This window comes from Methanosarcina sp. WWM596, from assembly GCF_000969965.1.
In the GTDB taxonomy this organism is placed as follows: Archaea; Halobacteriota; Methanosarcinia; order Methanosarcinales; family Methanosarcinaceae; genus Methanosarcina.
On sequence record NZ_CP009503.1, the window covers coordinates 39,930 to 61,039 of the forward strand.

At 43.3% G+C, this 21,110-nt stretch carries 12 protein-coding genes, 2 tRNA genes, 3 rRNA genes and 1 pseudogene; 11 read left to right on the plus strand and 7 right to left on the minus strand.

The window, feature by feature from the left end; translation table 11 throughout:
• Positions 1-67 precede the first annotated feature (67 nt).
• A complete protein-coding gene (locus tag MSWHS_RS00165) occupies positions 68-826 on the minus strand; it encodes a TatD family hydrolase (protein WP_048158622.1) in 759 nt (252 codons plus the stop codon).
• Positions 827-998: 172 nt separating this feature from the next.
• Positions 999-2,537 carry a 2-isopropylmalate synthase gene (locus MSWHS_RS00170; RefSeq protein ID WP_048158623.1) on the minus strand — a complete coding sequence of 513 codons (1,539 nt, stop codon included), beginning with the start codon at positions 2,535-2,537 and terminating at the stop codon, positions 999-1,001.
• A 704-nt stretch (positions 2,538-3,241) separates the two neighbouring features.
• On the opposite strand from MSWHS_RS00170, the gene MSWHS_RS00175 reads away from it, so the two are divergent.
• The 9 genes from MSWHS_RS00175 (at position 3,242) to tpiA (ending at position 12,867) form a co-directional block, all read left to right on the plus strand.
• Positions 3,242-4,719 (plus strand): 16S ribosomal RNA (locus MSWHS_RS00175).
• Positions 4,720-4,915: 196 nt separating this feature from the next.
• Positions 4,916-7,820: ribosomal RNA gene (locus MSWHS_RS00180) — 23S ribosomal RNA — on the plus strand.
• 74 nt (positions 7,821-7,894) lie between these two features.
• A 5S ribosomal RNA gene (gene rrf / locus MSWHS_RS00185) occupies positions 7,895-8,016 on the plus strand.
• The 16S, 23S and 5S rRNA genes sit together here, the layout of an rRNA operon.
• A gap of 804 nt (positions 8,017-8,820) precedes the next feature.
• Positions 8,821-9,384, plus strand: a complete 564-nt coding sequence (locus MSWHS_RS00190) for a YIP1 family protein (protein ID WP_048125017.1) — start codon at positions 8,821-8,823, stop codon at positions 9,382-9,384.
• Between the two features lie 102 nt (positions 9,385-9,486).
• Positions 9,487-9,558: transfer RNA gene (locus MSWHS_RS00195), tRNA-Cys, on the plus strand.
• Positions 9,559-9,630: 72 nt separating this feature from the next.
• A tRNA-Cys gene (locus tag MSWHS_RS00200) sits at positions 9,631-9,702 on the plus strand.
• Positions 9,703-10,113: 411 nt separating this feature from the next.
• Positions 10,114-10,728 (plus strand): endonuclease III, encoded by a 615-nt coding sequence (nth, locus tag MSWHS_RS00205; protein ID WP_048130126.1) that lies wholly within the window; start codon positions 10,114-10,116, stop codon positions 10,726-10,728.
• Between the two features lie 227 nt (positions 10,729-10,955).
• Positions 10,956-12,134: a bifunctional 5,6,7,8-tetrahydromethanopterin hydro-lyase/3-hexulose-6-phosphate synthase gene (locus MSWHS_RS00210; RefSeq protein ID WP_048125018.1), complete on the plus strand. Its 1,179-nt coding sequence runs from the start codon at positions 10,956-10,958 to the stop codon at positions 12,132-12,134.
• Positions 12,135-12,198: 64 nt separating this feature from the next.
• Positions 12,199-12,867, plus strand: a complete 669-nt coding sequence (gene tpiA / locus MSWHS_RS00215; protein WP_048125020.1) for a triose-phosphate isomerase — start codon at positions 12,199-12,201, stop codon at positions 12,865-12,867.
• Between the two features lie 222 nt (positions 12,868-13,089).
• Here tpiA and MSWHS_RS00220 read toward each other — a convergent pair whose 3' ends face one another.
• The 5 genes and pseudogenes from MSWHS_RS00220 to tnpA all read right to left on the minus strand — a co-directional run bounded on the left by MSWHS_RS00220 (position 13,090) and on the right by tnpA (position 19,139).
• Entirely contained in the window at positions 13,090-14,589 is a 1,500-nt protein-coding gene (locus tag MSWHS_RS00220) for a HEAT repeat domain-containing protein (RefSeq protein ID WP_048158624.1), read from the minus strand.
• An 86-nt stretch (positions 14,590-14,675) separates the two neighbouring features.
• Positions 14,676-16,130, minus strand: a pseudogene (gene tnpC / locus MSWHS_RS00225) (IS66 family transposase).
• A gap of 88 nt (positions 16,131-16,218) precedes the next feature.
• Positions 16,219-17,865, minus strand: a complete 1,647-nt coding sequence (locus MSWHS_RS00235; RefSeq protein ID WP_052722517.1) for a HEAT repeat domain-containing protein — start codon at positions 17,863-17,865, stop codon at positions 16,219-16,221.
• A 491-nt stretch (positions 17,866-18,356) separates the two neighbouring features.
• A complete protein-coding gene (locus tag MSWHS_RS19820; protein WP_156148036.1) occupies positions 18,357-18,521 on the minus strand; it encodes a hypothetical protein in 165 nt (54 codons plus the stop codon).
• A 207-nt stretch (positions 18,522-18,728) separates the two neighbouring features.
• Positions 18,729-19,139, minus strand: a complete 411-nt coding sequence (tnpA, locus tag MSWHS_RS00240) for an IS200/IS605 family transposase (RefSeq protein ID WP_048158626.1) — start codon at positions 19,137-19,139, stop codon at positions 18,729-18,731.
• Positions 19,140-19,167: 28 nt separating this feature from the next.
• On the opposite strand from tnpA, the gene tnpB reads away from it, so the two are divergent.
• Together tnpB and MSWHS_RS00250 are read left to right on the plus strand one after the other, a co-directional pair.
• Positions 19,168-20,280, plus strand: coding sequence for an IS200/IS605 family element RNA-guided endonuclease TnpB (gene tnpB / locus MSWHS_RS00245; protein WP_048158627.1), 1,113 nt, complete (start codon positions 19,168-19,170; stop codon positions 20,278-20,280).
• A gap of 329 nt (positions 20,281-20,609) precedes the next feature.
• A complete protein-coding gene (locus tag MSWHS_RS00250; RefSeq protein ID WP_048158628.1) occupies positions 20,610-21,110 on the plus strand; it encodes an FmdE family protein in 501 nt (166 codons plus the stop codon).

Genomic DNA, 21,110 nt, shown 5'->3' on the forward strand with positions numbered 1-21,110 from the left:
CTCTTTCTGTTTTTTCTTTTTTCCCTTCTTCTTTCTTTTCTTTTATCTCAGAAACGATTTTAAAACCTTAGATTCCGAAAACCTTGCGCGCGTTTTCAGTGGTGTCTCTTGCAATTTCTGCAGGCTCCATTTCCTTAACCTGCGCTACAACCGGGATCGAATCCGCTATATATGCAGGCTCGTTTCTGCCTTTGCGGGGGGAGAGGAAAGGACTATCGGTTTCCAGGAGCAGGTTTTCAAGGGGGACCTTGGCTGCAAGGTTCTGGTGATGTTCGGAAAAACAGACAAGGGTAGCCAGGGAAATATAGTAGCCTGCGTCTACGATTTCCTGCATGGTCTCAAGGGAACCACTATAGCAGTGATAGACTACGGTATCCACCCCTTTTACAAGTTTAAGGACTTCTGCTTCAGCCATCCGGGCATGTACTACAAGGGGTTTGTCCAGATTTTTTGCAATCTCGATTACTTTTTCAAACGAAGCTGTCTGTCGTTGACGTTCTTCATTTGTTTTGCAGTCCTGAAAATCCAGGCCGGCTTCTCCTATACCCACTGCGTTTTCGGCATTAGCTTCGATCTGGGCAAGGATAGAGTTGATAATGTCATCGTTTCCCTCTCTGCCGATGTCAGGGTTCAGTCCCAGTGCAGCATGGATATCTTCATTCTTTTCCGCAAGCTCAAGACTCATGCGGTTGCCTTTAAGGGAAATTCCGGAGTTGATCATCCCGATAACTCCTGCTTTTCGGGCGCGGAGGATAGCCTCTTCCCTGTCGGGGTTGAATTTGGGAAAATCAAGGTGACAATGAGAATCAATGATTGGATAAGGCATGGGTTTGTATTCTATTTCATTTTATTTTACCTTATACATGCTTGGGGAATACAAACCCGAAAATTAACAGGTATCTTGCCTTATCCGGTTTCAGGCTTTGAGTTGTTATTTCCGGTATTATTTTCCGGCTCAAAGCTTCAGCCCTTTTCTCTTTGCCGTTTTAGCTTTTTTCTTATTTTTTATACAGCAGGTTCATAGCGTTTACAAGGGCTTCCACGGAAGCCATGACTATGTCCGGGTTTGCGGACCGTGCTGTTACAATCCTGCCCTTTTCGTTTTGGAGGCCTATGTACACATCGGCAAGAGCGTCAGCTCCTCCCGTGATAGCATCGATCCTGAATTCCTGAAGCTTAAAATGGTTGCTTTCGCCCAGGATATCCCTTACAGCGTTGAGGGCGGCGTCTACAGGGCCAACTCCGGTTTTTGCTGAAATGATTTCTTTTCCTTCGATATTTGCCTTGACCACAGCCGTAGGTGTGATGATGTTTCCTGTCATGACGGATACTTCTTTGAGTTTAATCAGTTCTTCATCAGAACTTGCTTTTCCGAGCACCGCAGAGGCGATTGCATAGAGATCGGCGTCTGTTATCTGTTTACCTTTGTTTGCGATTTCTTTGATCCTGAGCACAATCTCGTCGAGCTGCTTTTCACTGGTTTTTATGCCAGCAGACTCAAGGGACTGTTTGACAGCATGTTTGCCTGTGTGCTTTCCAAGGACGATGCGACGTCTGTGCCCGACCATTTCCGGGGTCATAATACCGGGTTCGAAAGTATCGGATTTTTCAAGCACTCCCTGACTGTGAATTCCCGATTCATGGGAAAAGGCGTTTTGCCCGACCACAGGCGTGTTTGGTGGAAGCCTGATTCCGGTGTAGTTTTCAATCATTTTTGAAGTTTCTACAAGGTATTCTGTCCGGATATTGGTTTTTGCACCGTAGATTGACTTCAGGCTCATCACTGCCTGGGAAAGGTCAGCATTTCCTGCCCTCTCCCCAATGCCATTTATAGTGACCTGTACCTGAGATGCCCCGGCTTCAACGGCCATAAGGCTGTTTGCTACTGCAAGTCCGAAATCATTGTGACAGTGTACGTCTATCGGAATCGTAATTTCAGTTGCAATGTCTTTGATCTGTCTGTACATTGCAGATGGAACCATGATGCCGACAGTGTCCGGCACGTTAATGATATCGCATCCTGCCTCCTGGACTGCCTTGAAAACCTCTATGAGATATTCAGGGTCAGTTCTGGTGGCATCCATTGCAGAAAACATGCACTTCAGCCCGTGGTCTTTGATGTACTGGACAGCTTCTACAGCCAGTTGGATTACTTCTTCCTGGCTCTTTTTAATGGTATAGATCCGCTGTACATCTGAGGTCGGGACGAAGGTATGCACAAGGCCAACATCACTATCAAAACAGGCATCGATGTCTTTTTTCAGTACGCGAGCAAGTCCGCAGACTATGGTTTCAAGCCCGGCATTAGAAATCGATTTTACGGATTCTTTATCTCCTTCTGAAGAGATGGGAAATCCAGCTTCTATTATGTCTACCCCGAGTTTGTCGAGTTGATGAGCAATTTCCAGCTTCTGGGTAGAAGTCAGGGATACGCCCGGGGTTTGTTCTCCGTCACGCAGTGTTGTGTCAAAAATAGTTACTTTTTTATTCTGCATGGGTTCGATGTAAAAATCGATCCCTTCTTTCAGTGTGTACATCCATAGTAATCATCAATTTGAATGTACACTTCTGGTATATAAACATCATGTATATTTTTAAATGTTTGATTGGAACTTTACTTTTTTGAGCGTTTGATAGAAAATTATTTATAGTAGATGCCCCATTCTAGGGTTGCTTCTCAGGGTGTCACAAGACATCCCGAAGGTGAAAAACGGAATTTGAAAAACAGAGTTCGAAAAACGGAACAGGTACTTAAAAACGAAACCTGAAAAACGGAATAAAAAGTGCCTGAGCGGTTTGTTTTTACAAACGATCGCTAATAAAAACGGACAAAGTTAAGGGTTCTAAAGGACAACTCCTTTGAAATCTTTCAACTATTCACTTTCCATCTTTCAATTTGTTCGACCTTCCTTGAAGGAATAAGTATATATACAAGAAATACCTTGTATCTATCCCTCACAAGGCGCAAATGCGTGGGAGAACAATAAGAAGGTTTATATACAAGAAATACCTTGTATGAATCCCTCGCACAGAGTAAATGTGTGGGTTGATATTCAAAATCTCTTTCATCTTTTAATGGAGACAGGAGTTATTTCCTGTCTGACGAGGATTTGTCGGTTCGGTTAATTCTGGGTGATAGATGTTTTTTCAAATATCTATCGCGAAATGAACTAACTGAATTAGATAGTTGTTAGTGCAAGTTTCTGCGACCAAGACCTTTAATTTCAAGTGTGCTATAACAATTCTGGTTGATCCTGCCAGAGGTTACTGCTATCGGTGTTCGTCTAAGCCATGCGAGTCATATGTTCTTCGTGAACATGGCGTACTGCTCAGTAACACGTGGATAACCTGCCCTTGGGTCCGGCATAACCCCGGGAAACTGGGGATAATTCCGGATACCGCATATCTGCTGGAATGCTTTATGCGTCAAATGGATTCGTCTGCCCAAGGATGGATCTGCGGCCTATCAGGTAGTAGTGGGTGTAATGTACCTACTAGCCAACGACGGGTACGGGTTGTGAGAGCAAGAGCCCGGAGATGGATTCTGAGACATGAATCCAGGCCCTACGGGGCGCAGCAGGCGCGAAAACTTTACAATGCGGGAAACCGTGATAAGGGGACACCGAGTGCCAGCATCATATGCTGGCTGTCCGGGTGTTTAAACTACACCTGTTAGCAAGGGCCGGGCAAGACCGGTGCCAGCCGCCGCGGTAACACCGGCGGCCCGAGTGGTGATCGTGATTATTGGGTCTAAAGGGTCCGTAGCCGGTTTGGTCAGTCCTCCGGGAAATCTGATAGCTTAACTATTAGGCTTTCGGGGGATACTGCCAGGCTTGGAACCGGGAGAGGTAAGAGGTACTACAGGGGTAGGAGTGAAATCTTGTAATCCCTGTGGGACCACCTGTGGCGAAGGCGTCTTACCAGAACGGGTTCGACGGTGAGGGACGAAAGCTGGGGGCACGAACCGGATTAGATACCCGGGTAGTCCCAGCCGTAAACGATGCTCGCTAGGTGTCAGGCATGGCGCGACCGTGTCTGGTGCCGCAGGGAAGCCGTGAAGCGAGCCACCTGGGAAGTACGGCCGCAAGGCTGAAACTTAAAGGAATTGGCGGGGGAGCACAACAACGGGTGGAGCCTGCGGTTTAATTGGACTCAACGCCGGACAACTCACCGGGGGCGACAGCAATATGTAGGCCAAGCTGAAGACTTTGCCTGAATCGCTGAGAGGAGGTGCATGGCCGTCGCCAGTTCGTACTGTGAAGCATCCTGTTAAGTCAGGCAACGAGCGAGACCCGTGCCCACTGTTACCAGCATGTCCTCCGGGACGATGGGTACTCTGTGGGGACCGCCGGTGTTAAATCGGAGGAAGGTGCGGGCCACGGTAGGTCAGTATGCCCCGAATCTCCCGGGCTACACGCGGGCTACAATGGATGGGACAATGGGTCCCTCCCCCGAAAGGGGCTGGTAATCTCACAAACCCATCCGTAGTTCGGATCGAGGGCTGTAACTCGCCCTCGTGAAGCTGGAATCCGTAGTAATCGCGTTTCAATATAGCGTGGTGAATACGTCCCTGCTCCTTGCACACACCGCCCGTCAAACCACCCGAGTGAGGTATGGGTGAGGGCACGGACTCTGTGCCGTGTTCGAACCTGAATTTTGCAAGGGGGGTTAAGTCGTAACAAGGTAGCCGTAGGGGAATCTGCGGCTGGATCACCTCCTAAGCTAAAAACACTATCACCCAGATGCCGATAAACCGTACAAATCCTCACCCCATTAATAAATTCGAATTATAACTCATCAAATGCACCCGATAAGTAGTTTATCGGGGAAGGATGGATAGCCTGCGCGGAACCGCAGGCATATGAAGTCGTGTATAGGTGCTGTATATTGAACGCTAACTGGACCTGGTTAGGTGTAACAGGAGTTATGCTATCAGGTGGATGGCTCGGCTCAAGAGCTGATGAAGGACGTGCCAAGCTGCGATAAGCCCGGGATAGGTGCATGGATCCAATGAACCCGGGATCTCCGAATGGGACCTCTCCATAGTGATCAGTAATGATCGGGAACGCTCCGAATTGAAACATCTCAGTAGGAGCTGGAAAAGAAATCAATTGAGATGCCGCTAGTAACGGCGAGTGAAACCGGCACAGTTCAAACCGAATCCCTTCGGGGAAATGTGGTGTTGTAGGGCTGTTCAAACGTCTTGCGGCAAAACCGAACTTGCCTGGAACGGCAGACCATAGAGTGTGACAGTCACTTAGGTGTAAGCTAACAGACCGGAACATGTCCCTGAGTACCGTGCGTTGGATATCGTGCGGGAATCTGGGGGTCACCAATCTCCAAAACTAAATACTCCTTGAGACCGATAGCGAAATAGTAGGGTGACCGAACGCTGAAAAGTACCCCGAGAAGGGAGGTGCAAAGTGCCTGAAACCTGATAGTGATGGAACGATACGGCATGAAAGGATCTTTGACATGAAGAAATCATCCGCGAGGATGTAGTACGAATGTCACTGCCAGTGTTGTATCTTACGTTTTGAAGAACGGGCCAGGGAGTGTATCTTGGTGGCGATGGCTAACCTTTTATCTGGGCAGCCGAAGCGAAAGCAACATGTGCGCAGCCTTCGGGCGAGGCACGACGTATACAAGTGCGTGGAGTCACCGGGGTACGACCCGAAGCCGGGTGATCTAGGCGTGGGCAGGTTGAAGCGTGGCGAAAGCTACGTGGAGGACCGCAAGCGGTATTGATCTGCAAATCATTCGTGTGACCTGCGTCTCGTAGTGAAATGCTAATCTAACCCGGCATCCGCTGGTTCCTTCCGAAACATGTCGCAGCATGACCTGACTTGAGATCGTCGGTGGAGTAGAGCACTGATTGGCGGTTCCGGGGGAGAAATCCCTCGCCCGCCTGTCAAACTCCAAACCCACCGTCATCTGAGACAGTCGGAGTCCGGACTACTGGGGTAAGCTTGTAGTCCGTAAGGGAGACAACCCAGCCCGTGGTTAAGGTCCCCAAGTGTCGACTAAGTGTTAACGCTAAAGGGCGTCCCAAGCCCAAGACAGCTGGAAGGTTAGCTTAGAAGCAGCTACCCTTCAAAGAGTGCGTAACAGCTCACCAGTCGAGGTTTGGGGCCCCGAAAATTGACGGGGCTCAAGTCGACCACCGATACCACGGAGTACCGCAAGGTAATCTCGTAGGAAGGCGTTGTGTTCGGGCTGAAGCAGGGCTGTAAAGTCCTGTGGACCGTTCACAAACGAAAATCCTGGTAATAGTAGCAGCAAAGCAGGGTGAGAATCCCTGCCGCCGAAGGGGCCAGGTTTCCTCGGCAATGATCGTCAGCCGAGGGTTAGTCGGTCCTAAGACGTACCGTAATTCGAGTACGCCAAAAGGGAAACAGGTTAATATTCCTGTACCATTTAGCACTTAGTTCTGACGTTTCCGGGCAAGCCGAGCGGCGTCGTCGCGCCGTCTAAGCAGCGAATCCCGTGGAGAGCCGTAATGGCGAGAATCGGGCGAATCTGTAATGGCTTAAGTCGGCTGCACCCAGGAACCCGTGAAAAGGACAGCTAAATGTCCGTACCGAGAACTGACACAGGTGCCCCTAGCTGAAAAGGCTAAGGCGTGTCGGAGTAATTCAGTTAAGGGAATTCGGCAAATTAGCTCCGTAACTTCGGGAGAAGGAGTGCCTGCTGTGAAGACAGCAGGTCGCAGTGACCAGGGGGCTCTAACTGTCTAATACCAACATAGGAGATTGCAAACCCGTAAGGGCTAGTACAATCTCTGAATCCTGCTCAGTGCAGGTACCTGAAACCCCGGTTCAACGGGAAGAAGGGCCTGTAAACAGCGGGGGTAACTATGACCCTCTTAAGGTAGCGTAGTACCTTGTCGCTTAATTGGCGACTTGCATGAATGGATCAATGAGAGCCCTACTGTCCCTAACTGGAGTCCGGTGAAGCTTACATTCTAGTGCACAGTCTAGAGACCTCTAGGGGGAAGTGAAGACCCCGTGGAGCTTTACTGCAGCCTGTCGTTGGGTTGTGGTTCTGGATGTACAGAGTAGGTAGGAGGCGTCGAAGCGGGTGCGCCAGCATCTGTGGAGCCACAATTGGGACACTACCCTTCTGGAACTACGACCCTAACTCTGCGAAGAGGACCCCGATAGGTGGGCAGTTTGCCTGGGGCGGGACGCCCTTGAAAAGATATCAAGGGCGCGCAATGGTTGACTCAAGCGGGTCGGAAACTCGCTGAAGAGTGCAAGAGTATAAGTCAGCCTGACGTTATTCAGCAAAGCAGTGGATGACGAGACGAAAGTCGGTTCTAGCGAACTTTTGAGCCTCCTTGGTGGGGGCCAAAAATGACAGAAAAGTTACCCCGGGGATAATTGAGTCGTTGCCGGCAAGAGTACATATCGACCCGGCAGCTTGCTACCTCGATGTCGGTTCTTTCCATCCTGGCCGTGCAGCATCGGCCAAGGGTGAGGTTGTTCGCCTATTAAAGGAGATCGTGAGCTGGGTTTAGACCGTCGTGAGACAGGTCGGTTACTATCTACTAGAGGTGCCAGAGGTCTGCGGGTAAGCTGCTTTTAGTACGAGAGGAACCAAGCAGCGGCGCCACTGGTGTACCGGTTGTCTGACAAGGCATTGCCGGGCAGCTACGCGCTAAGGAATAAGAGCTGAATGCATCTAAGCTCGAAATCTGACCTAAAAAGAGACCTCTCTAAGGATTCCGGTAGAAGACCGGTTTGATAGAAACGGGATGTAAGCACCAAGGCAACGAGGTGTTCAGTCCGCGTTCACTAACTATCCGTTCCTTTCACCTAATTCAGGTCCAGGCGAAATTCAGTATGCAGCACATCTATACATGACTTTTCCCATATCCCATTTATAGGTAGAGTTTGGCGGCCATAGCGGCAGGGTAACTCCTGTACCCATCCCGAACACAGAAGATAAGCCTGTCCACGTTCCTTACTGTACTGAAGTGTGCGAGCCTTCGGGAACTCTGGATCGCTGCCAAACTCACCCTATACTACTTTAACTCTATTCTGAAATTGTTTTTTTGAAATGTTTTTTTGAATTGATTTTTTGAATTGATTTTTTAAATTGATTTTTTAATATTGATTTTTTAAATTGATTTTTTAATATTGATTTTTTAAATTGATTTTTTAATATTGATTTTTTAAATTGATTTTTTGATATTGATTTTTTGAAATGTTTTTTTGAATTCTTCTTTCTCTTGTTACGTTGTCTGCTTGAGCGAGCGAAGCGAGTGAAACGGACTTCGTGCTCCCGACACGAAACTCGGGTGTGCGAGCCTTCGGGAACTCTGGATCGCTGCCAAACTCACCCTATACTACTTTAACTCTATTCTGAAATTGTTTTTTTGAATTGTTTTTTTGAATTGTTTTTACATGTTGTTGACATAGTTTTCCGATATTTTTTGATCCTGTTTATTCTTTTGAGCCCTTCTAAGTTTTTCATTGCTTTTTTTGTCCTGCTGCTTTTGTTACTTGATTTTTATGTTCCGTCTCTCTTTTAGTTATGCTTTTTATAAAATCAGAAATCATGCTCAACTTTTTTGAGTTACTGGTATTCTACTTCGGCACACTGGCTAAGTCTCGGCGGGCGCGCTCAGCTTAATAATTGAAGCTGAACGCTTGCTATAAGACAGGAAATACTATCTTAGCGAAGTTTAGGCTTTCACTTTTAGACTTTCATAAATTTTCAGCAGGAAACCCCTGAGTCTTTAGCTCAGGGGTAGTTGACTTTATTCCTACAAATCTCTTTAAATACTGTTCATACATATTTTTAATGGGGAAAATAATGGATTATATCGAAACCTGGAAAGAAGTTATACAAAGGCCGTCTGAATTTTACAGAAAAATGCCAACGACCGGAGGATATAATGATCCTCTTACCTTTGCAGCACTCAGTTATCTCATATACGGGCTTTTAACCGGACTTTTTAACCGCGGAATGATGAGAGGCATGTATGGGTACGGTGGTATCACCGAATTTGGTTTTTCCACTGCAATTATGACTGCGATTATGGCCCCGATTGTGGGGATCATCTCTATCTTTATCGGAGCTGCGATATTCTATGTTATTTATAGGGTGCTTGGAGGTTCCGGAACTTATGAAGGCACTGTAAGGTTCATATCTTATGCAACCGCCGTAATGGTGGTCTCCTGGGTTCCTCTTATCGGCTGGGTCTTCGGGCTTTACGGGATATATCTCTACATTGTGGGCGGTATGGTTGTACATGATGTAAGCATGGCCAAATCGGCGATAGCTGTACTCTTGCCCACTGTCGTGATCATCTTACTTGTCATAATTATGGTAGTTCTGGTAGGATCAATTGCATATGCCACGATAACTCAATTCTAATATAATTCTTAAATTTTTTATGGATTCATTGCTTCAAGCTAAATGTTTATATATTAGAAATTACTTTAATTGCATCTACACGATTAATACGTGCTCAAAAGTGCCAAGATGGCGGAGCGGCTACGCAATCGCCTGCAGAGCGATTCCATTCCGGTTCGAATCCGGATCTTGGCTTTTTCTCTTTTAATATTCTATTTAACCTAAAACTATATATTCAATAAAGTGCTTTAAGAGAATCCACTTTGTGCCAAGATGGCGGAGCGGCTACGCAATCGCCTGCAGAGCGATTCCATTCCGGTTCGAATCCGGATCTTGGCTTTTAAATTTCTTCTTTTTCTCAAACATTTCTTGTTTCTCAAAATAGTTTTTGTCTTTATTTTGAAAATTTCTTCATCTGCCCTTTTTTTGAATCCATTTTTTTCGTCTTTATTCAGACTTCTCCAATTTGAACTTCTCTAGGATTCTCTAAGAGGCTGTCTTAAAATTCAAACCATTTCTACATTTGGACTGTGGCCATTGCTGACTTTAAATTCAGACTGTAAATTTATTACATCAGGCTTACTCGCTCGATGTATGAAAGACCATTGTAGAATCAAATTTAATTTTAAGACACGCTCTAAGACTCATCCAGGACTTCTCTACAGGATCTGTTTTTATTTTTTTTTATTTACTTACTGAATTACAGTTTTAATTTGGTATTTTTATATCAAGAGAATGTTAACTCTGGGCATGGACCTTGATGAACTCATGCGGAGGCTTTTTGAACTTTATCCAGAGGGCTATACTGATGGCTCGAGAGATCCTTTTTTTGTGTTAATCTCCACTGTTATGTCCCACAGGACCCGGGACGATGTAACCTATCCTGCAGCAAAGAGGCTTTTTGAGAGATTCTCAACTCCTGAGGAAATGGTCGAGGCTGATGTTGAAGAGCTTGAAGAGCTTATAAGAGATGTGGGCTTTTACAGGGTCAAAGCTGGAAGGATAAAGGAGATTTCCAGGATTCTACTTGAAGAATACAATGGCAGGGTTTCGGATGATATGGAAACTCTCCTTAAATTGCCGGGTGTTGGCCGAAAGACTGCTAACTGCGTACTTGCTCATGCTTTCCTTAAAGATGCCCTTGCGGTCGATACACACGTTCACAGGATTTCTAACAGGCTTGGGCTGGTAGAGACAAAAGCTCCTGAGGAGACTGAGACTGAGTTAAAAAAAATTTTTCCGCAGAAGTACTGGAAACATATAAATCTCTTGCTTGTAAAATTAGGGCAGAACGTCTGCCGGCCGATTTCTCCAAGGTGTGAAGTCTGCGTCCTGAACGATATGTGTCCTAAAATTCTCCTTTAAGCGGAGGGTTTTGAAAACTCCGTGATTGTGGAATCAAAGTGTAGAGAACCTGTGAGCTGTCGAAAAACTGTTTGGGATGATCCAAGATTATTTATATCAGGCTGGCGTTTAGCAGGCAAAAGGGTTATGCTACCCCATAGTTCAATAACAAATTCGCTCTCAAGCAACTAACTATCAAACACTTCATAACACTTAATATTACTTTCATCGCATTTACGAGGTCAAACATGTTTCAGATAGGAGAAGCATTAATGGGGCAGGGTGCAGAACTTGCCCATGTTGATTTGATGATAGGAGACAAGGAGGGTCCTGTAGGACAGGCTTTTGCAAATGGCCTGACCCAGCTTTCAGCTGGACACACCCCCCTCCTTTCCGTTATCAGGCCAAATCTGCCGCCTAAACCTTCAACTCTTATTATCCCGAAGGTTACTGTAAAGAACATGGAGCAGGCATCAAAAATTTTCGGGCCTGCCCAGTCAGCAGTTGCAAAAGCAGTAGCAGACTCAGTAGAAGAAGGCGTAATCACAAAGGACCAGGCTGAAGACCTTGTCATTGTAGCTAGCGTCTTTATCCACCCTGATGCCCAGGACTATAACAAGATCTACAGGTACAATTACGGTGCCACAAAGCTTGCACTCAAGCGCGCTCTTGAAGGCTTCCCGGACATCGACACTGTGCTTGAAGAGAGCAACAAGTCCACCCATGCTATCATGGGCTTTAAAGTCACCAGGCTCTGGGATCCACCTTATCTGCAGATTGCTTTTGACAACCCGAACATCGAGTTCGTGCTTTCGGCTATTTCCCAGATTCCGAACAGCGATCACGTCATCATCGAAGCAGGGACGCCCCTTATCAAGCGCTACGGTGTGGACGTGATTTCCAAGATCAGACAGGTCAGGCCCGATGCTTTCATCGTTGCTGACCTAAAGACCCTGGATACCGGGAATCTTGAAGCAAGAATGGTTGCAGACGCTGCAGGAGATGCCATTGTGGTATCTGCTCTTGCCCCTATCAGCACTATTGACAAACTCATTGAAGAAGCCCACAAGACAGGCATCTATGCTGTCATGGACACTCTCAACCAGCACGATCCGATTTTTGTCTTGAAGCAGCTTAAGGTCATGCCTGATGTCATTGAACTCCACCGTGGAATTGACATCGAAGGTACTGAACACGCTTGGGGCAATATTGCCGATATCAAGAAGGTTGCTCCAAAGGCTCTTATTGCTGTTGCAGGCGGAGTCCGTCTCGACAAGGTGCCTGTAGCCCTTAGCCAGGGTGCTGATATCCTTGTGGTCGGACGTGCTATCACCAATGCAAAGGATATCAGGGAAATGGCTGAGCAGTTCATTAACAGCCTTAACAAACCTGAAATCGACCAGTTCAGAGTTATGACAGACTTCTGAAAGCGTGAGTTTTCACGCTTTTTTCTTTTTCGTTTTCTTTCCATTTGTCAGGAGGGGATTTTTCTTGGGTTCACCATTCATTTTACTGAACTACAAAACTTATTTGCAGGGCACAGGCTACGAAGCAGTTGAAATTGCAAAAGCCTGCAAAGCCGTATCCGAAGAATCAGGTATCGAGATTGCAGTAGCTCCTCAACTCCCGGATATTTACAGGGTAGCTTCCGAGGTTGAACTTCCGGTCTTTTCCCAGCATCTGGACGGTATAGGGGCAGGAAGTTTTACAGGTCATGTTTTCGGAAAATGTGTAAAAGAAGCAGGAGCTGTTGGGACTCTGATCAATCATTCTGAAAGGCGCCTGACCCTTGCAGAAATTGAAGCTTCCCTGAAAGCGGCAAAAGAATTTGGACTAAGGGCAGTAATATGTACTAATAATGTCCCTACAACGGCAGCAGCTGCAGCTCTTGAACCTGATTATGTAGCAATTGAACCTCCGGAGCTCATAGGCAGTGGAATTCCTGTCTCAAAAGCCGACCCCGAAGTTGTTAGCGGTTCGGTAGAAGCCGTTGCAAAGATCAAGCCAGGCGTAAAAGTGCTCTGTGGTGCCGGAATTTCAAAAGGTGAAGACCTCAGGGCAGCTCTTGATCTTGGCTCGCAGGGGGTGCTTCTTGCGTCTGGAATCGTGAAAGCTACAGACCCCAAGGCTGCACTTGAAGATCTTATTCGCCTGGTTTAAGTTTCATTTTCCTGAGTTTCAGCTGAAGTCCCGTCTTCCATACCATCTAAGTTGGTCTTTTAATTAGGAGTTACGCACTTGAAAAGTATAATCAAGCACATGAGAGCTTGCCAAGATAATTATGCTTTAGATAGTTTGGTGCTTCATGCTGCCTATTTTTTGTTCATCAGCTTCAGGACAGCAGATTTTTTGATGCTGCGAGGCTGAAATTCTTTTTTTGCTTCATTTTCTTTTTGAGTAAAGAATGATGATTAGAACCGCTGACACCATCCCTCTCAGCATGTAGATCTTATCCACAGACAATCCTGTTTCTTCAACAGGTTCGGGCTCCTGAATTTTATCTCTCTTTTCAGAGCTCTGATCTGGATTTAAGACAGCCTGCGTATCTTTTTCTGCCTGGTTTTTCGAGGTTGTCTCTTTTGTAGCAGATTCTGTTTCCTGTGATGAATTCTCCGGCGTCACAACTGCAGTTTTCCCCTGCAGGGTTACTTTTTTCGTGATATCGTCACTACTTATTTCAAAATCTCCTGGAGGAATGACTTTTGTATTGTATGAATAAATCAAGTCTTCTTCAGAGTCCGCTTTTATCTTCTGAACAGCTGTGATTTTAAGGGTTTCAGGTTGAGTTCTGGTATTTGTCTCCAGGTACTTAATTAGAGGGTCTACTGCCCTCTCATCTCCAATTTCAATTAGCAGGAGCACAGAGTTTTCCCTGATATTCTCGTTTTCATCGCTCAGACTTCTTATAAGAGGTTCTACAGCCTCTTCTTTTCTGTTAATAAGAGCATTTGAGACGCAGCTTCTTACTTCTTTATTATTATCTCCCAAAGCTCTGACAAGAATTTCAGTTGCTTTTTCATCTTTTATCTTTCCCAAAGCAGTAATAGCTGAAATTTGAATTCTGACGTTATCATCTTCAAGAGCTTTTTCCAAAGTTCCGATTGCTTTTGAGTCGTTTATTTTTCCCAAAGCTTCTAAAGTGGTACACCTGAATGTTTCATTTCCATCTGCTGCAGCACTATTGAGCACATCCACAGCTGTGGCATCACCTATATTTCCAAGAGCCCATACTGCAGCAGTTCTCACAGTTTCGTCTTCATCTTGCAGTACCAAAGTTAAAGATTTAACTGCTTTTTCATCCCCTATTGCTCCAAGGGCCAGAGCTGCATTTCTCCTTACTTCGGGTTTTTCACTGTCTAGTAGCGGTATCAGAGGTTTAACAGCCCTCTGATTTCCTATTTCTCCAAGAGCAAGAGCTGCACAACTTTTTACTGAATAACCTTCGTTCAAAGCCATTATAAGGGGTTCTACTGCCCTTTGATCTCCTATTTTTCCAAGGGAGATTGCGCAACATTCTTTTACGCTGTCGTATTTATCCATTTTCAGGGCAAACGATAAGGGTTCAACTGCCTTTTCGCTTCCGATTTCTCCAAGAGAAAAGGCGGCGCAGGCTTTAGTCTGATTCAAGTCTTTGATAAGCACTTCAGCAAGAGACTCGACAGAACTTTCATCTCCTATTTCCGCTAGTGCAAATATGGAACTGACCCTCATGTAACTCTTCTCATTCTTTAATGCGCCTAAGAGTTTCTCCTGTGCTTTTTCATCTTCAGGGTCAACTCCACACATTTCTTCATATTTTTTAGTGTTTTGTGGCTCTGTTTCCAATGCATTGATAAGGGGTTTTGCTTCTGAATTTCCTATTTTTTCAAAGGTATTTGCCACTTCTTTTCGGAAGTTCAGGTCTTTTTCTTCGTAACTATTCAGCCACTGATAAAAAAGTATGTTTTTTCAGCAAAATGCTGAAATTCTCAGAATAATAGCGGCGCTCCTTTGAGCGCCGCGAGAATACCGTCTATAACAGGTAAATCGTTCTTTTTAATGGTTGAGATATAAGCTCTAATTCTGCAGAAAGCTTCCGCTCCTTGTATAGTTCTGAAAGTTCCTGATATTTTCTGCTGTAATTTCATCATCCTTATGTCTCTTTCTGCTTGGTTATTCTCAAACGGAACTCTCAAGTCATTGAGGAATCTCAGGATCTGTTTTTTGTTTTCTATAAACCTGTCAAGTAGGTTCCTTGCTTTTGTTTTTGGATTTTTACCACGTTTTCCTTGTTTTTCAGGGTTTAGAGAAGGTGGATTTTCTTCAATCCCTTTCATGACTACAGCATCGAACCTTTCTTCTAACACTTTAATTTGCTCAAAGTCCAGATCTTTGACCTGCTCTTTACACTCATCAGTATACTTTTTCATTTCTGCTAACAGTTCATTCATCTCTTTAGCCCATTGCTGTTTATAGTTCTCCTCAATTCCAGTAAGTTCTCTCTGGAGATGAGCATTGCAAAGAGCATGATCACATTCATAACTGTTATAGGGTTTCCATCCGTCATGAACTGCTATTCCTTTAAACTCTGGAAGAATTCCCATGGCATTAATTGCTTCTGATCCTCTTTTTGAGTGAGCAAAATAACAGGTGTATTTGTCATTAGAAGCTACATGAAGCCAATGCCTTTTTCCTTCAATTTTCATCCCAGTTTCATCGCAATGGATTACAGGAGAAGTTATTAACCTCTCCTGACTCACATTTTCAAACTCCTCTAAATTCCGGAAACATTCTTTTTCTGCTCTGATTACCGTAGCAGAACAGATTTTTATCCCCATAACGTCATCAAAAAACTCTAAAATCCTTTTGTAGGGAATAAACTGGTAGTTTTTACAGTAAATTGCTGAAGCTAAAATATTAGGACCATACTGGACGGGATATTTCACAGATTCTGGAAAAGAAGCTTTATTTGATTTTCCACAGTGAGTACAGGTCTTAATCTGACTTCGATGTTCCGTAACAATTAGATTTACAGGAGGAATATCAAAAATTTGTCTTCTCTCATAAGCTTCAACTTCAACATCCTCAAGAGTATGTCCACATTCTTTGCAGCAGGTCAAAGAATGTTCAATTACCTAATCAGGATCATTAACCATATCAAGAGTTGTGCCTGGATGACCTTCTTGACCTCCAGGTTTCTTCCCACTCTTTTTCCGGAGACTCTTGGGATTAGGTTTTTCTTTGACTAAAAAGTCAGTAGAAGGAGGTTTACTGCTGTTTCTGCTATTTTGATTTAAGCGAGATTCTAAAATCCTTACACGTTCTTCTAGTTCAGCAATTCGAATAGCTTGTTCTTCTATGATAGTTTCAAGTCTCTGGATTACAGAAATTACAGCTTCAGGACCAGCTTCATAGATAACGAGGATCTCTTCACGTGTAAGCATAATAACGAAACAAAATAGGATTCAATTTATATGCAATTTTTCCTCGAAAAGAGGAAAAATTGTAGCCTTTCAAAGGCTACCTGAATTGTTACTTTTCTTCTATAATTTTCAGGAGAATTTGATCTGCTTTTTCGTCCCTTTCTTTTTCAGAAAATTCAGCAGAAATTTCTGTTATTTCTGTTTTATCCTTTGTTTTATCCTTTAATATTTCTTTAAGTCCTGGAATAGCTCTTTCATCTCCCATTTCAATAAGTGAAAAAACAATATATTTTCTAACGGTTTTGTTCTGATTTTCAAGAACTTTTGTCAAAGCAGGCACTGCAGGTTCTCCTATTTCTACTAGGGCCCAGGTGCAGCTCAGCCTTACGTCTTCGTCTTCTGTTGAAAGGGTTTGAATCAGGGGTTCTATTGCCCTTTCGTCTTTTATCTGTCCTAGAGCCCAGGCTGCTGTACAACGGGTATACACATCATTATCCGAAAGAGCCTCTATAAGAGGTTCCACAGCCGGTTTCCCAATTTCAACAAGAATATTCCTCGCTTGCCACTTAACATCTTTATTTTCATCTTTTAATGCCTGAACAAGCAGTTCAGTATATCTGTCTCCGGTTTCTATGAGAATATTTGCAGTAATATTCCTAACTTTTTCATCTGAATCTTTTAACTGCTGGATGAGAGCTCTTATTGTTTCTTCTTTTCCTACTTTTCCAAGAGCTTCCACAACAAAACTTCTTACCTCAGGGTCTCCATCTGAAAGGGCACTTATCAGAGCTTTTTCTGCTCTCTCATCCCCAATCTCTCCCAACTCCATGGCCGCAATACAGCGGGTATCCCGATCTTCATCATTCAATACCTGTATCAGGGCTTTTGTCGCTTTCTCTTCTCTAAGTTCTCCCAGAGCTAAAACAGCTTTTTTTCTGACTTCTCTGTCTGGGTCATTTAATGCCTCCTGTATCAGAGGTTCAGCAGCTTTTTTGCTCCCTATCCTTCCAAGGGCTTCCACAGCGTTCCTTCTGACTTCTCTGTCCCCGTCGGAAAGAGCCTTTATCAGGAGCTCTTCAGCTTTTTCTCCTCCTATTTTTCCCAGTGCTTCTGTAGCACTGGACCTTACATCACTACTATTATCTTCGAGAGTCTGGCAGAGAGCTTCAACAATTATTTCATTTTCTACAGCTCCTGAAAATAAGGTTTGTTCCCAGTCTTCTTCCTTTGAAGGAGAAGAACCTGCCTTTACAATTTCCCCGAGAGCCCAAGCTGAATTTGAGCGTACTCTTTTATCTTCATCTAAAAGTGTTTGGATGAGTTCTTTCTCTGCTCTTACACTTCTTGCATTTCCAAGGGCTAGAGCTGAACTGCTTCTAACTTCCGGGTCTTCGTCCCTTAAAAGTTGTATTAAAGTTTTTTCTGCTTCTTGTCCGCCAATATTTCCGAGAGCTCGAGCGGCCTCACACCTTATTTCCTGAGTTTCTTCTGAGTCAATAACTTTTATAAGAAGATCTACGGCTTCTTCTCCCATTTCTTCCAGAGCAAATCTGGCTTCTTTTCTGGAGTTTATATCATCGGCTTCCAATGCCCGTATCAGAGGTTCTATAGCTTGCTGCTTCTCCGATTCATTCATATTTAACACGTTTTCATTGGGGTTTTCATTGTCACTTTCGCTGAGCCCGGAAGCAACTCCAACCATTGTCAGGATGAACAGTAAAATTAACAGTAAGATTTTAGGTACTGGCAGATTCATGTGTCACACCATTTTTATGAGGGATCTCAGCTTGAGTTTGAAATTAGAAATTTAAATTTCGGCTCTCGTAGAAATTCTCTAAAAGTTTCAGATTATCATTTCTTTGGAAAATATCAGGTAATTAACGGTTTTTCTCGAGACCATTGTTTAAAAGACACTGTTTTTGTCGTAAACTAACAGTTTTATTGCTTGAGATTGAAAAACTCATTTTTCAAAAGCTTTGGAATTTGTCGGAAATAATCTTTTTAACTAGGTAACGATAAAAAGTAAAAAATATGGTAGTATTTGGGTAAGAATTGTTACTTTTCTGGCTAACGAATTTTCTTCTGGCTATGAAAAGGTAAGAACTTTTTTTCGAATTTTTTTTGTTTTTTTACTTTCTTTTTTCAATAAAAAATACCTCTTCGTTTTTTCTGTAGACAAAAAAAAGAAGATTTCTTCAGAATTTAAATTTCAGGGCCAATCATCCTTTTTCCTTTATGTTCCAGGGTCTAGATGTCTATGCCGCGCACAATTTGATTTTTTCGGGGGTCATTACCTTTTCCGGGGATTCTGAAATGATTTTCTATATTTTTCACGGAAAAGTCAGAATATTCATCATTTTCAAACTCCGGGATCAACGTAAACAGTTCACTGTCCTTAATCGTGGTTTTCATTGTTTCACAATTACGACTTATGTATCCCATCAGTCATTTAATATTAGTTTGTAAAAAATAAAAAATAAGGCAATTTAATGTTATTTTTTTAATTTAATGTGATAAATATGAGTATTTAAATTTGTTGAGCTCAACTAACATAAATACATTTATATGAAGAAGCGTAAAACCCCTGAGTCTTTAGCTCAGGGGATATAAGCGTCAACTTCAACCCTGATTCCGTATGTAATATTCTGCCGCCTCTTTACTCACATTTCCGATAGTAGACGCAAAATAACCATCACTCCATAACGTATTCTCACCCCAATAATACTTTTTCAGATATTCTTTTTGAGTTTTCCATAACCTGTTAGTATATCCTTGTTTCAATTTTCTGACAATTGACAAAACGCTAACTTTCGGCTCACTCTTGATCAAGAAATGAATACGGTCTTTGTCAGTTTCCATTAGGATTTCAAAGTTAGACTCTTTTGAAATGTCAATCCTAATCTGTTTGAGTTCTTCGCTAATTGGTTCAAGTATGACTTTTTGGTATTTGCAAACAAAAATAACATGATACATTAACAAAAATTTGCTATGATTCCGTGTTTCATACTTCGTATTTACCAAAAAGTACATGTGTTGTTAAAGCATATAATGCCTTTGTATGATGCAAGCGTTCAAATTTAGACTCTATCCTACAACTACACAAGCTATTCAATTGAATCAGCATATAGGTAGCTGTAGATTTGTCTATAATTGGGCACTTGACCAGAAAATTAAAACTTATGAGCAGACAGGGGAATCAATTTCCAGATTTGACTTAAACAAATTAATTCCTACTCTAAAGGCTTCTAATGAGTGGTTAGGAGAAGTTAACTCTCAATCATTACAGGGGATGACTAAGCAGGTTGAATCCGCTTTCACTAGATTCTTTAGAGAGAAAACAGGGTTTCCAAAGTTCAAATCAAAAAAGAATCCGATACAGTCTTTCCCTGTACCTCAACACTACACTGTAAACTTTGAAAATAATACTATCAAGCTTCCTAAAATAGAACCAATTAAAGCAGTTCTTCACAGGAAGTTTGAAGGAGAGCCTAAAACGGCTACGTTATCAAGGACATGTAAAGGACATTACTACATCAGTATCCTTGTTGAAGATGGAAAAGAACTTCCAGTAAAGGAAGCTTTCACAGAATCAACAACAGTAGGAATTGATGTAGGTATCAAAGACTTTGCTGTCCTTTCAACAGGAGAAAAGGTTGAGAATCCAAAGTACTTGAAAAACTCTCTTAAAAGGCTCAAAGTATTACAGAAAAGAGTCTCAAGGAAACAGAAAGGCTCTAAGAACAGGGCAAAAGCTAAACGAAGACTTGCTGTACTCCATGACAAAATAACAAATCAGAGAAATGACTTCCAGAACAAACTCTCTTTTAGACTTGTTAGCGAAAACCAAGCTGTAGCTCTGGAAACTCTAAATGTTAAAGGCATGGTTAAGAATCATCACTTAGCACAGGCTATAAGTGATTCTGCGTGGAGTAGTTTTGTAACAAAGTTGGAATATAAGGCTCAATGGTTTGGAAAAACCGTCCTGAGAATAGGACAATTTGAACCCTCTTCTAAGCTATGTAGTGTGTGTGGATACCACAATAAAGAGCTTCAGCTAAAAGACAGAGAATGGATTTGTCCAAACTGTAAAACCAAACACGATAGAGACATTAATGCCACTATTAATATCAAAAAATTCGCTCTCATAGATCAGAATCTAATTGGATTATGACACCGTAGGGACTACGGGGATGAGCTTGGGGACTTGCCCTCAATAGAGGGAGGAATGAACCAAGAAGCCACTCAGTCTTTAGCTGAGTGGTAGTTCACATGCAGTCGTCAAACTCTGAAAATACTTCTTTTTTCTTGGAATTCTCTTTCTGATTCGGGATCTATTCCCCTCCTGAAACCTTGAATTTACTTTTCAAGAGCTTTTTCCGGTAAATTATGCCGGTTAAGGGATCATTATATAGCTGGAATTTTAATATGGTTGATTCTTTTATTAATTGCTGATAATAATTATTTAGGAAAATATAATAAGTATTACAAAAGTAAATATTCATGATCAAAATGGCTGGAGAATGTTCGCACGAAAACACAGGGGTAAATCAAATAGCTCTCTTTTCCGAGGTTTCAAAGTTCCATGGGCATGTGTGTCCGGGGCTGACCTACAGGGATTACGGGAAACAGGCTTTCACTTTTATATGCAGAGGCGGCGGCAAAGCCGTCAGATTTGTACTGAAATCCGAGTTTAACATTGAGAACCTTGACCCTGAGTTAAGCGAGCTTTGTCCCAGAGTAATGTCAGGCACAGCTACTGAAGCCGAAACCCTGGACTTCGGAACACAGATGAATTGTGTCTCGGAGTACATGAGAGAAATGCCGGCTGAAGAAATATTCGACATAAAACATGTGAACGTGGAAATTCCCCGAAAAGCCAGGATCTTCAATTCGGTAAAGTGCTCAAAATGCGGGGAAATGTTTGCAGAGTCCCGTGCCAGAATGGAGAATGGAGAGATATTCTGCACATCCTGTTATGAGGAATATACCAGAGGATGGTAA

Bases quoted from the DNA above. Each gene is read 5' to 3' on its own strand.
- MSWHS_RS00165 (WP_048158622.1), bottom strand. From the start codon at position 826: ATGCCTTATCCAATCATTGATTCTCATTGTCACCTTGATTTTCCCAAA.
- MSWHS_RS00170 (WP_048158623.1), bottom strand. From the start codon at position 2,537: ATGTACACACTGAAAGAAGGGATCGATTTTTACATCGAACCCATGCAG.
- MSWHS_RS00190 (WP_048125017.1), top strand. From the start codon at position 8,821: ATGGATTATATCGAAACCTGGAAAGAAGTTATACAAAGGCCGTCTGAA.
- nth (WP_048130126.1), top strand. From the start codon at position 10,114: ATGGACCTTGATGAACTCATGCGGAGGCTTTTTGAACTTTATCCAGAG.
- MSWHS_RS00210 (WP_048125018.1), top strand. From the start codon at position 10,956: ATGTTTCAGATAGGAGAAGCATTAATGGGGCAGGGTGCAGAACTTGCC.
- MSWHS_RS00235 (WP_052722517.1), bottom strand. From the start codon at position 17,865: ATGAATCTGCCAGTACCTAAAATCTTACTGTTAATTTTACTGTTCATC.
- MSWHS_RS19820 (WP_156148036.1), bottom strand. From the start codon at position 18,521: ATGAAAACCACGATTAAGGACAGTGAACTGTTTACGTTGATCCCGGAG.
- tnpA (WP_048158626.1), bottom strand. From the start codon at position 19,139: ATGTACTTTTTGGTAAATACGAAGTATGAAACACGGAATCATAGCAAA.
- tnpB (WP_048158627.1), top strand. From the start codon at position 19,168: ATGATGCAAGCGTTCAAATTTAGACTCTATCCTACAACTACACAAGCT.
- MSWHS_RS00250 (WP_048158628.1), top strand. From the start codon at position 20,610: ATGATCAAAATGGCTGGAGAATGTTCGCACGAAAACACAGGGGTAAAT.